Below are 12074 nucleotides of genomic sequence, written 5' to 3' on the forward strand. Positions count from 1 at the left end.
CAGCCGAATCCGCCGGAACACACGAGGCTCTCCGGTAGTTGTGAGGGTGGAGGTGAGGACCGGCATGAACAGTGATGTGGACGTGGCCGTGATCGGCGCGGGACAGGCAGGGCTCTCCGCTGCCTATTATCTGCGCCGGTTCGGGGTGGAACCGGAGTCGGGATTCGTGGTTCTCGATCACGCGCCGGGGCCCGGTGGCGCGTGGCAGTTCCGGTGGCCGTCGCTGACGCTGAGCACCGTCAACGGTGTCCACGACCTCCCGGGCCTCGGGTTCGCCGAGACGGTCGGTGTCGATCCGGGCGACCCCGAGGCCGCACTGGTGCACGCCGCGAAGGCGGTTCCCCAGTACTTCGCGACCTACGAGAAGCAGTTCGGGTTGCCGGTACACCGGCCCGTGCACACGCGGGTGGTGTGCGCACGCGGCGAGCGTCTGCGGATCGAAACCGACCGCGGCGCCGTGACGGTGCGCGGCCTGATCAACGCCACGGGCACGTGGGAGCGCCCGTTCATTCCGCGGTACCCCGGCGCCGAATCGTTCACCGGCCGCCAGGTGCACACCAAGGACTACTCGTCGGCGAAGGACTTCGCGGGGCAGCACGTTCTCGTCGTCGGCGGCGGCATCTCGGCGGTGCAGTTGCTGGACGAGATCTCCCGTGTCACCACCACCACGTGGGTGACGCGGCGGGAACCCGAGTTCCGGGACGAGCCGTTCACACCCGAGATCGGCCGCGCCGCCGTCGCTCTCGTCGAGAATCGGGTGCGCCGCGGCCTGCCGCCGGGGTCGGTGGTGTCGGTGACAGGTCTGCCGGTGACGCCGGCGATCCGCGCCGCCCGTGAACGCGGGGTGCTGGCGCGGCAACCGATGTTCAGCGGGATCACCCCGGACGGCGTGCGGTGGGCCGACGGCCGCGAACTGAAGGTCGATGTGATCTTGTGGTGCACGGGGTTTCGCAGTTCCCTCGATCACCTCGCTCCGTTGCGTCTGCGCGGGCCGGGCGGCGGAATCACGATGACGGGACGCCTGGCCACCCAGGTGGCGTCGGATCCGCGGATCCATCTCGTGGGCTACGGCCCGTCGTCGTCGACGATCGGCGCGAACCGGGCCGGGCAGGCCGCGGCCCGCGAACTCACCCGCCACCTGAGCCTGCCGACAGGATCGGCGCCGGTTACTTGATCAGGGACGCGATGAACGCGGCCTGGTCGGGACCGGCCTGGTACATGCTGCCGAAGTGACCACCGGAGTACACCCGGTAGTCGAGATCCGTACCGGCCGTCCGCATCTCGGAGACGAGCTTCTCCGTCAGCGGGAGCGGCACCGACGCGTCGGTGACCCCCTGCACCAGCAGCAGCGGACGGTCGTAACCCGCGACCGGAACCTCGAGGTATTCGCGTAGCGCGTCCTGCAGCGCCGGGACGTCGAGTGCCCGCGACAGCATCTGCGCCACCGACACGGTACCGGTCATGGCCGCGAACTGCCGGAACGGCACTTCGGGGGCCGCGTCCACGAACTGCTTGCCGACCGGGGTGAGGTAGCTGTCGATGTCGAGTTGCGGGTACGCGTCCCGGACCCCGGCGATCAGGTACGACATGTACACGGTGAGACCGGCGAGACCTTGCGGCGGAAACCAGGGTCCACTCCAGTTCGACACCATCTCGATGTTCGACGGCACACCGTTCGCGACGGCCCCGCGGTAGTCGAGTTCCGGCGCGTACGTGGTGGCGGCGTGCGCCGCGAACACCGCGGCCTGCCCGCCCTCGGACAGTCCGACGACCATCCACGTGGCGGACAGGTCGGGGTCGACCGCCCTGGCTGCGCGCACGGAGTCGACGACGCTGCGTCCGGCGACCTTCCCGTCGAGATACGGCGGGACACCGGGGGTGCCCAGGCCCACGTAGTCGGTGGCGGCCACGGCGTACCCGAGTTGCAGCCAGCTGCTCACGTAGTCCGAGGACTGGGGGTCGACCCCCGTGACCGAGGGAGCATCGGCGTCGGAGTTCCCGACCGTGCCGTGTGCCCACGCGATGACGGGCCAGCCTCCGGGAGGTGGTGCACCGGCCGGCACGAACAGCATCCCCGTGCACGGGGTGATGCCGTGGCGGTCGGTCGTCAGGTAGGTCATCCGGTACGCGCTGCCGGTGCCGCGCAGCCAGAGTTCGGCCGGCAACTCGGACGAGTCGACGACGGCGCCGGGGGTCGATCCGGCCCGCAGAGGATCCGCACCGACAGTTGGTGCCCACAGCACGCTGACCAGTGCGAGCAACGCCACGATGCGCCACCACCTCCGCACTACTCAACGGTAGCTGGGCGGGGGTGGCGCAGTACTGTGAATCGTCCACCCGCAGGGGAAGGGCGGACGAAACAGACGGGGAGCAGAAAAGACATGAGCGACGACGGCCCGATCCTGGCTCCCGGCGACACGTGCTGGCAGGTTGCCCACGCCGATCGTCTCGCGTGCATCGTCGACGCGGCCGACTACTTCCGCCACGCCAAGTCCGCGATGCTGCAGGCCCGCCGGCGCATCATCCTGATCGGCTGGGACTTCGACACGAGGATCAAGTTCGAACCGCACGAGAAGACGCTCGACGGCCCGAATCGGCTCGGCAAGTTCCTGGCGTGGCTGACGCGGGAACGCCCGGATCTGGAGATCTACCTGCTCAAGTGGAACATCGGCGCGTTCGCCGCGATCGGGCGCGGCATGACGCCGATCTTCGTGGTGAACTGGGTGACGGACCGCCGCCTGCACTTCGAACTCGACGCCGCCCACCCGGTCGGCTCGGCGCACCACCAGAAGATCGTCGTCATCGACGACGCGCTCGCCTTCTGCGGCGGCATCGACATGACCGTCGACCGGTGGGACACCCCGGAGCACCGGGACGACAACCATTACCGCACCCAGCCGAACGGCAACCGATACGGGCCGTGGCACGACGCGACCACCGCGGTCGACGGGAAGGCGGCGAAGGCCATCGGCGAACTCGCCCGCACCCGGTGGAAGGCGGCCACGGGCCGGGAACTCGCGCCGGTCGACGAGGTCGTCGGGAGGACGCCGTGGCCGGAAGGGCTGGAGCCGACGATGCGCTCCGTCGACGTGGGCGTCGCCCGCACGCTGCCGGAACTCGCCGATCGCGACGAGGTCCGGGAGATCGAGGCGCTGTATCTGGCGGCGATCGCCGGCGCCGAGCGGTCGCTGTACATCGAGAGCCAGTACCTGGCGTCGCGCACCCTCGCCGAGGCGATTGCCGCGCGCCTGCGCGAGCCGGACGGTCCGGAGATCGTCCTGGTGCTGCCGCGCAACGCCGACGGCTGGCTCGAGCAGAAGGCGATGGACGGCGCGCGCCGCCGGTTGCTGCACCTGCTGTGGAGGGCCGACGCCGGGAACCGGCTCGGGGTGTACTACCCCGTCACGGCGGGCGGCGAACCGATCTACGTCCACGCCAAGGTGCTGGTGATGGACGACCGGTTGCTGCGCGTGGGCTCGTCGAACCTCAACAACCGTTCGATGGGGTTCGACACGGAATGCGACCTGGCGGTCGAGGTCACCGCGGACACGGCGAACGGCGACCAGCTGCGGCGGACCATCCTCGGCATTCGCCGTCAGCTCGTGTGCGAGCATCTCGGGGTCCCGGCCGCGCAGTTCGAGGCCACCCTCGCCGAGACCTCCTCGCTACTGCGCACCGTCGAGGCCTTGCGGGGCGGTGGCCGAACCCTGGAGAAGTTCGAGCCGGACACGGTCGAGGACGAGGACAGCCCGCTGGCGGAAAACGAACTGATGGATCCCGAACGCACACCTCCGAGTCTCTGGGAGCGAACCAACCGGGTCCGGTTGCGGCGCAGGGTGATCCGGCGTCAGAAGGCGGCAGGTTCGGTGCCGTAGATGCGCCGGTAGTCCTTGCGGAATGCCCGCCGGCCCAGCACGGACCATGCCAGCCTGGCCGCGAAGGGCATCTCCGACAAGAACATTCGCCGCTCCCCGGGTGTCGCTCCGTGCAGGATGAAGCCGAGGAACACGAGCAGCCGGTCCTGGGGGATCGACGCGCGGCCACGATCGCCCATCTCCTGCCATTCGGCGAGGGTCATGAACTGTTCCGCCATCGGGAGGATGCGCTGCTCCTCCTCGCCGAGGTGCTCGTCGAGCGCCGCGGACAGAGCGGTCAGCGTCTTGGCCAGCGGTTCGCCGTCCACGGCCGCCGTCGTGAACCGGGCGCCCTGCGACTGCGCCCGGGACAGCAGTTCCGCGATGCGTTCGTGCTGCTCCTCCATCCGCAGCACCAGAGCCGCATCGGTGGGCGCGCGGTCGAGCAGCTTCGGCCACAGCAGGTCGTCCTCGCTCGTGTGGTGGTGGTGCAGGGCGGTGGCGAGCTCCTCGAAATAGGTCACCACCACCGCGGCGCGGTCGGTGTCACCGGAGGGAACACGGCGGACGAGTGCAGGCAGCGCGGCGAACTGCCTGCGGAAGCAGTTGTGGACCACCACCATCTCGCGGGTGTCGGGGCGGGTCGTGTGAGCAGTTGACGTTGTCATGCAATCAGGGTCGGTTCGGCGTCTTGGAGAGCACTTGGAAGCCACTAGTGCTTACGCTTGCGGGACGATGGTGCGGATTCGAGTACTCGGGACGCTCGAGGCGGAGGACGAAGCGGGGGCGGTGGACCTCGGCGGCCCCCGCCAGCGGGCCGTGCTCGCACTCCTGCTCGTCGCGCGCGGCGCTGTGGTTCCCGTAGACAGGCTCGTCGACGACCTCTGGCACGGCGCTCCCCCGCCGCGGGCTGTCGGTGCACTTCAGGCGTACATTTCGAACCTGCGACGTGCCCTCGAACCGCATCGTGCTCCGCGGGCGGACTCCACCGTCCTGGTGAGCCGGGCCCCCGGTTACGCGCTCATCCTGCCCACGTCCGGTGTCGACGCGTGGGAGTTCGAGAATCTGATCCGCTCGGCCGGCGCCGACACGGCGCGAACCGATCTCGAACGGGCACTGAGCCTGTGGCGCGGGCCGGCGTTCGCCGAGGTGGCCGGTGAGCAGTGGGCTCTCACCGAGATCGCGCGGCTCGAGGAACTGCGGGTGGTGGCCCGCGAACGTCTGGTGACCGCCGCCCTCGCGGCCGGCGACGCCGCCGGCGCAGCGCTCGACGCGCAGGCCCTCAGCCGGGAACACCCGCTCCGGGAAGAGGGGTGGCGGTTGCTGGCACTGGCCTTGCACCGAGGCGGGCGGCAGGCGGACGCCCTGGCCGCGTTGCGCGAAGCCCGCAACCGGTTGGCCGGCGAACTCGGTCTCGACCCCGGTCCGGGGCTGACCGAACTCGAACGCCAGATCCTCACCGGCACCGTCCCGTCCGCACCCGTCCCCGAGCACGCGGGCGTCCCCGTCGACACCACCCCGTCCCCGCTGTTCCTCGGCCGCACCGAGGAGTTGACCACCCTGACCGCGCTGACGACCGCCCCCGGCACCCCCGTGGTTCTCCTGGGCGGCGACGCCGGATCAGGAAAATCGTCGCTGTTGCGCCGGTTCCGCCGGACACTGGACGCCGCCGGCTGGCAGGTGGCGGTGGGACGCTGCCCCGAAGTGGACGGCGCCCCGCCGGCCTGGGCGTGGGTGGAGATCCTGCGGGCACTGCGCGAGACGGTCGACCCCGGCGCCGAGGCGGCAGCGCTCGCACCGCTGCTCTCCGACGACCGTTCGCACTCGGCGCGGGCGGATGCGCCCAGCGGCCGTTTCCTCCTGCACCGGGCCGTCGCCGACTACCTCGGGACCGTCCGCGATCACGGCCCTCTCGCCGTCGTCCTCGACGACGTCCACCGCGCCGACGAGGACACCCTGTCGATCCTGGTGCGGCTGGCGCAGCAGCGGCCGCCGATCCTGCTGATCCTCGCGTTCCGCCCGGACGAGGTGGACGCGAAACTGGAGAACTGTTTCGCCGATCTCGCGTCGCTGCAGCCGACGCGCATCCGCCTGAACGGTCTCGGACCGGAGGATTCGGCGGAGCTGATCCGGCAGGTGTCGGGTCGCGACCCCGACCCCGACACCCTCCACGCACTTGCCGACCGGACCGGCGGCAATCCGTTCTACCTGCAGGAGAGCGCGCGACTCCTGGACAGCGAGGGCGAACTGGTGGCCACGTCGGAGGTCCCCGAAGGGGTCCGGGACGTCCTGCGCCGGCGGATCGCCCGCCTCCCCGAACTTGCCGTCTCCGTCCTGCGGCTCGCCGCGGTCGTGGGCCGCGAATCCGACATCGACGTCCTCACCCGCGCCGCCGAGGTCGACGAGGACACCGTCTTCGACGCGCTGGAATCCGGGGTGATCGCCGGGTTGCTCGGCGAACCGCGCGCCGGGACCGTGCGATTCACTCACGCCCTCGTCCGCGACACCCTCTACTCCGATCTCACCCGGCTCCGCAGAAGCCGCTGGCACGCCCGGGTCGGGGCGGCCCTCGAGGAGTTGCGGCCGCACGACGTCGCGGCTCTGGCCCACCATTTCACCGAGGCGCTGTCCGCGACGACCGCACGGCAGGCGCTCGACCACAACGTCGCGGCCGCAGCGCAGGCGGCCGACCGCTACGCCCACGATGCGGAGATCGGTTTCCTCGACAACGCGCTTCGGGCGGCCGACCGGTTGCCTCCGGACGCATCCGCATCCGTGGACGAGCGGGTCGAACTCCTCACCGAGCTGAGCCGCACGCAACTGGCCGCCGGCAGCGGACTGGCCGGGTCGCGCTCGCGGAACCGGGCTCTCGCGATCGCCCGGGACGCGGGCCGCACCGATCTCGCGATCCGGGCGCTCGCGTTCGTCGATACCCCGACCCCGTGGATCAATCGGCGCTACGGCGCAGTGGACGCGGCTGTGGTGGAGCAGATCGAGACGCTGCTGCGGGACGAGGACCTGGAACCGGCGATGCGGTGCCGGCTGCTGGTGACGCTCGTTCACGAGATCGGGGCGGAGGACCACGAGCGCACCGGTTCCGCCGTCCGGGAGGCGGAAGCCCTCGCCCGTGACCTGGACGATCCGGTGCTGCTCGGGCTGGTACTCAGCGCCGTCCACGCCGGCACCGGATCGCCGACCAGCACGCTCGGCGACCACGTGATCGGTGACGAGTTGCTCCGGATCGGTGACGAGACGCAGCTCCCCGTGTTCACCATGCTGGGCCACCACCTGCTGGCCGAAATCGCGTCCGGCAACGGTGACATCCCGGCGATCGAGCATCACATGAGCATCCAGTCGGAGTTGGCGGACCGATACCGGTTCCAGCAGGCGCAGGCGACCCGGCAGATGAGCCGTGCGATGGTCGCGCACCTCACCGGGGATCTGGACGCGGCGGAGCAGCACTACGTGCGCGGACACGAACTGATGACCCGGGCGGGTCTCGACGCGGACAGCGTCTTCGCACTGTCGGTGTTCACGCTGCGGCTCACCGAGGGTCGCGTCGGCGAACTCGAGCCCGTGATCGCGACCATCGACAGCGCTGCGGCCGACGTGATCGTCGACCTGCACGCCCTCACCCTTCTCGCCAACGGCAAGCCGGATCGGGCCCGGGAGGTGCGGCGCGACCACCGTCCGGTCCGCCGCGACTTCTTCCATTCGCTGATGATGTCGCTGCGCGGCATCGTCGTCGCGGGTCTGGGTGAGCGGGGGGAAGCGGAGTCGGTGTACACGGAGCTGAGCCCGTACAGCGGACAGATCGGCGGCGGCGACACGGCGGCGTTCGTAGTGGGCCCCGTCGACACGATCCTCGGCGACCTCGCGCTGCTCCTCGGCCGTCCCGAGGAGGCCCGCACGCACTACGCTGCCGCGCTCGCACTGGCCGAACGCTGCGGCTGCCCGGCCTGGGTGGCGGCCGCCCGCACCCGGGTGACCACCCACCCAAGCGAGTTCCAAGTGGACCACTAGCCGCCGGGCGCACAGTCGGAGGCGACAGAACACCCCTGCTTCCGGAGGCGCCCCCATGAGTTCCCTGCTCGCGCGCCTCGGCGCGGCCGCCGCCGCCCACCCCTGGCGAGTGATCGTCACCTGGCTGACACTCCTCGTTCTGGTGTTCGCCGCCGCGTCGGCCTTCGGTGGCACCAACCACGACGACTACAACGTGCCCGGTCTGCCGTCGCAGGAGGGGACGACTCTGCTGAGTGACCGGTTCCCCGAGATGTCCGGGGCCGACGCACGGGTGGTCGTGCACTCCGACGACGGACCACTCGACCCCGCCGTTCTCACCGACCTCGGCAGCAGACTGGCGGACGTGAACGGTGTCAGTACCGTGTCGCCGCCGCGCCTGTCCCAGGATTCCGACACGGCCGTGATCAGCCTCAACTACCGCATCCCGGTGACCGACTTCCACGGCAGTGAGGGGGTCGACGCGCTCGACGCCGCGGTGGCCGACACGCAGGCGCGGGGACTGCAGGTGGAACTCGGCGGGCAGGTGCCGGAGAACATCTCCAAGCCGTCGGGCACCGCCGAGGCGGTGGGCATGATCCTGGCGCTGATCATCCTCGTGTTCGCGTTCGGTTCCGTCGTGGCCGCCGGACTGCCCCTGGCCGTGGCGCTCGTCGGCGTCGGCATCGGGTCGGGGCTCATCACGATTCTGGCCGCGTTCACCAGCATCAGCACCATCGCACCGACCATCGCCACGATGGTCGGCATCGGCGTCGGGATCGACTATGCGCTGCTGCTCGTCACCCGGTACACCGAAGGGTTGCGGTCCGGGATGTCCGTCCGGGACGCCGTCGCGGCCGCCAACTCCACCGCCGGGGCGTCCGTCGTCTTCGCGGGCACCACCGTCCTCGTCTCCCTGTTCGGACTACGACTGTCCGGGCTGCCGATGTACGCATCGTTCGGGTACGCCACGTTCGCGATGGTCGGCATCGTGATGCTCACCTCGGTCACGCTGGTGCCCGCGCTGTGCGGGCTCGCGGGCACCCGGGTGCTCGGCACGCGGTCCCGTGCCCGGGCCGAACGGCACAGCACGTCGCCGCTGACCGAACGGTGGGCGATCCGGGTGAGCCGCCGGCCGTGGCTGTGGGCACTGACGGCGCTCGGGGTGCTGCTGCTCCTGGCCGCGCCGGTACTCGGTATGCGGACGTGGCCGCAGGACGCCGGCAGCGCACCGGCCGCCCACACGATCCGGCAGGCCTACGATCTCATCGACGCCGAGTTCGGACCCGGCGCCAACGGCCCTCTGTTGGTGGCAATCGACCTGAACAAGGTTCCGGCAGCCGAACTTCCGTCGATCGCACGAAACCTCGCCGCCGAACCCGGGGTGGCGTCGGTGTCCCCGGTCCTGATGAACTCCGACTCGACTGCCGCACTCGTCTCGGTGCAGCCGACCACCGGTCCCAGCGACCCCCGCAGCACCGAACTGCTCGAGCGGATCCGGTCCGAGGCCGCCGACGGCGTCCACGTCACCGGCCTCACCGCGATGTTCGCCGACATCTCCGCCCGCCTCGCGGAACGACTGTGGCTGGTGATCGCGTTCGTCGTCGCGCTGTCGGTGGTGATGCTCACGTTCGTGTTCCGTGCGCCGGTGGTCGCGGTGAAGGCGGCCGTCATGAACCTGCTGTCCGTCGCAGCCGCCTACGGGGTGATGGTGATGGTGTTCCAATGGGGTTGGGGCGCGGAACTACTCGGCCTCCCGCACGCGCTGCCCGTATCCAGTTGGGTGCCGATCCTGATGTTCACCATCCTGTTCGGACTGTCGATGGACTACGAGGTGTTCCTGCTCTCCCGGGTGCGCGAACGCTGGCTCGACACGGGTGACTCGCATCGGAGCGTCGTCGAGGGTCTGGCGTCGACGGGGCGGGTGATCACCAGCGCGGCGGCGATCATGGTCGCGGTGTTCGCGGGGTTCGCGCTCGACGGGGACGTGACCGTGAAGATGATGGGCGTCGGTCTCGCGACCGCGGTCTTCATCGACGCCACGATCGTGCGGATGGTGCTGGTCCCGTCGACGATGTACCTGCTGGGCAACGCCAACTGGTGGCGACCGGGCGGACACCGTGATTCGACACCGGACACCGACGCTACGTCCGCAGGCGTTTCACTTCCGCTTCGAGCGCGATGACCCGCCGGTACAGGGCCTGGATGCTCGCCATGCACACCCCGTTCGCGTCCACCATCGCGATGCGGCGGTCGTTGGAACCGAGACCGAATGCGGTCGCGAAGTCCTGCGACATCGGACCCAGGTGCCGCACCGAGTCGTGATCGAAACCGTAGGTCCAGACGCTGAGCGGCATGTCGGCGAGGCGTTCGAGCACTTCGCCGGCAGTGGCGGGCGGTGTCTGGACGGCAATACCGCGCTTGCGGGTCAGGACGGAGTGAAACCACGCCAGCGGGTGGCGGGTACGGGCCGCAGTTCGCGCCCGCACCCGCCCCCGACGGGTGTCGACCCACACGGAGTCAGTCGGGGAGTTCGCCGACATCGTGCTTGATCGTCGCGTCACTGAGAAGGAGGCCGACCCCGAGGGCCATGACGCCGATCCCGAGTCCGATTGCGGCTCCGCCGAGTCCGAGCATGATTCCGAGCATGTTTTCTCCTGTTCGTCGCTGGTGTGCGGGATGTCGTGCCCCCCGCTTTCTGAACACCTACGACTCTCGCCGCTCCGGCCCTGCGAGATAAGACACCCCAGGGGTGGTGGAACACCACCCCCCCGGCCGCGGAGTGTAGAGCGACCACACCCCCGGACGCGGCGCCGGGCGGCAGAATGGCGGGCATGACGGAATTACCGGAGTGGGCCCGGACCCTCGACCTCGCGCCTCATCCCGAAGGGGGCTGGTACCGCGAGACGTGGCGCAGCGACGTCACGATCCCCGCCGCGAGTCTGCCGGCCGACTACCCGGGACCGAGGGCGGCCGGTACCGCGATATTGTTCCTGCTGATGCCCGGTCAGCAGTCGGAATGGCACAGCGTGCGCAGCGCCGAGATGTGGCTGTACCACCGGGGCAGCCCCCTGCGGCTCGAACTCGGTGGGGACGGAAGCGAACCCGAGGATCCGGTCGCGCAGATCCTCGGTGCAGACGTCGCGGCGGGCCAGCAACCTCAACTGCTGGTCCCGCCGCGGCACTGGCAGCGAGCGAAGCCCGAGGGCGACGAACCGACTCTCGTCAGTTGCGTCGTGACCCCGGGCTTCGACTTCGCGGACTTCCGGCTGGCTTAGGAGCCGAGCGTGTCCGGGTCGGGGCCGATCCGGCCGTCCGCGCGGGTGAGCGATCCGACCGTGTTGATCTCGTCGGGGGTCAACTCGAAGTCGAAGACGTCGAAGTTGGCGGCGATGCGCTCCGGGGTCACCGACTTGGGGATGACCACGTTGCCGATCTGCAGGTGCCAGCGGATGATCACCTGAGCCGTCGTCTTACCGTGTGCTGCAGCGATCTTCGCGATGGAGTCGTCCTCGAGGACGGTGCCCTGCCCCAGCGGGCTCCACGCCTCGGTCGCGATGCCCTTGCCGGTGTGGAAGGCACGCAGGTCTGCCTGGTTGAACCGCGGGTGCAGCTCCACCTGGTTGATCGCGGGCACCTCGCCCGTCTCGGCGATCAGCCGGTCGAGGGTCGCCGGGGTGAAGTTGGACACGCCGATCGAACGCGCACGCCCGTCGGCCTTGATCTTCTGGAAAGCCTTGAACGTGTCCACGTAGCGGTCGGCGGACGGCACCGGCCAGTGGATGAGGTACAGGTCGACGTAGTCGAGGCCGAGCCGGTTCAGGCTGTCGTCGAACGCGCGGAGGGTGGAGTCGTAACCCTGGTCGTCGTTCCACAGTTTGGTGGTGACGAACAGTTCGTCACGGGCGATTCCGGAGTCGGCGAGCGCGCGCCCCACCCCGGTCTCGTTCTCGTAGATCTTGGCGGTGTCGATGCTGCGGTACCCGGCCTTCAGCGCCTCGGTGACAGCGGCGTGGCTCTCGTCGTCCGGCACCTGCCACACGCCGAAGCCGAGGGCAGGAATGCTGTTCCCGTCGTTGAGCGCGACCGTAGGTACAGGACTCTGTGCATTGTTGAAACCCATGGGACTGTGCAACCGGGCAACCTGACGAGATGTTCCCCGCCGTCTCAGAATGTGGAATTTCGGGTGTCGTTTCGATACGACCGGGTAATCCGACGGCA

General features: G+C 69.8%; 10 protein-coding genes. 5 read left to right on the forward strand and 5 right to left on the reverse strand.

Annotated elements, in window-relative coordinates; translation table 11 throughout:
* Nucleotides 1-64 precede the first annotated feature (64 nt).
* Nucleotides 65-1174, forward strand: coding sequence for an NAD(P)-binding domain-containing protein (locus RJ1_RS27955; protein WP_073365778.1), 1110 nt, complete (start codon nucleotides 65-67; stop codon nucleotides 1172-1174).
* Here the strand turns inward: RJ1_RS27955 and RJ1_RS27960 are convergent.
* Nucleotides 1167-2267, reverse strand: coding sequence for a lipase family protein (locus tag RJ1_RS27960; protein ID WP_073365779.1), 1101 nt, complete (start codon nucleotides 2265-2267; stop codon nucleotides 1167-1169). The two genes, RJ1_RS27955 and RJ1_RS27960, sit on opposite strands and share 8 nt — an antisense overlap.
* A 114-nt stretch (nucleotides 2268-2381) precedes the next feature.
* Between RJ1_RS27960 and RJ1_RS27965 the strand changes: the two genes are divergently transcribed.
* The gene (locus tag RJ1_RS27965) at nucleotides 2382-3875 is read left to right on the forward strand and encodes a phospholipase D-like domain-containing protein (protein ID WP_073365780.1); all 1494 of its coding nucleotides are present in this window, start codon (nucleotides 2382-2384) and stop codon (nucleotides 3873-3875) included.
* Here RJ1_RS27965 and RJ1_RS27970 read toward each other — a convergent pair.
* Nucleotides 3848-4522 (reverse strand): hemerythrin domain-containing protein, encoded by a 675-nt coding sequence (locus tag RJ1_RS27970; protein WP_073365781.1) that lies wholly within the window; start codon nucleotides 4520-4522, stop codon nucleotides 3848-3850. The genes RJ1_RS27965 and RJ1_RS27970 overlap by 28 nt on opposite strands.
* A gap of 67 nt (nucleotides 4523-4589) precedes the next feature.
* On the opposite strand from RJ1_RS27970, the gene RJ1_RS27975 reads away from it, so the two are divergent.
* Both RJ1_RS27975 and RJ1_RS27980 read left to right on the forward strand, forming a co-directional pair.
* On the forward strand, nucleotides 4590-7877 hold the full coding sequence (locus RJ1_RS27975) for an ATP-binding protein (RefSeq protein WP_073365782.1): 3288 nt from the start codon (nucleotides 4590-4592) through the stop codon (nucleotides 7875-7877).
* Nucleotides 7878-7932: 55 nt separating this feature from the next.
* On the forward strand, nucleotides 7933-10038 hold the full coding sequence (locus RJ1_RS27980) for an MMPL family transporter (RefSeq protein ID WP_073365783.1): 2106 nt from the start codon (nucleotides 7933-7935) through the stop codon (nucleotides 10036-10038).
* Here RJ1_RS27980 and RJ1_RS27985 read toward each other — a convergent pair.
* Complete coding sequence (locus RJ1_RS27985) at nucleotides 9998-10369, reverse strand: hypothetical protein (RefSeq protein WP_073365784.1); 372 nt, start codon at nucleotides 10367-10369, stop codon at nucleotides 9998-10000. The two genes, RJ1_RS27980 and RJ1_RS27985, sit on opposite strands and share 41 nt — an antisense overlap.
* 4 nt (nucleotides 10370-10373) lie before the next feature.
* Nucleotides 10374-10502, reverse strand: a complete 129-nt coding sequence (locus RJ1_RS47895; protein ID WP_009478066.1) for a hypothetical protein — start codon at nucleotides 10500-10502, stop codon at nucleotides 10374-10376.
* A gap of 185 nt (nucleotides 10503-10687) precedes the next feature.
* On the opposite strand from RJ1_RS47895, the gene RJ1_RS27990 reads away from it, so the two are divergent.
* Nucleotides 10688-11131, forward strand: coding sequence for a cupin domain-containing protein (locus RJ1_RS27990; protein WP_073365815.1), 444 nt, complete (start codon nucleotides 10688-10690; stop codon nucleotides 11129-11131).
* Here RJ1_RS27990 and RJ1_RS27995 read toward each other — a convergent pair.
* Nucleotides 11128-11976 carry an aldo/keto reductase gene (locus RJ1_RS27995; RefSeq protein WP_073365785.1) on the reverse strand — a complete coding sequence of 283 codons (849 nt, stop codon included), beginning with the start codon at nucleotides 11974-11976 and terminating at the stop codon, nucleotides 11128-11130. The two genes, RJ1_RS27990 and RJ1_RS27995, sit on opposite strands and share 4 nt — an antisense overlap.
* Between the last annotated feature and the right edge of the window lie 98 nt (nucleotides 11977-12074).

The organism is Rhodococcus jostii NBRC 16295 (assembly GCF_001894825.1).
Taxonomy (GTDB): domain Bacteria; phylum Actinomycetota; class Actinomycetes; order Mycobacteriales; family Mycobacteriaceae; genus Rhodococcus_F; species Rhodococcus_F jostii.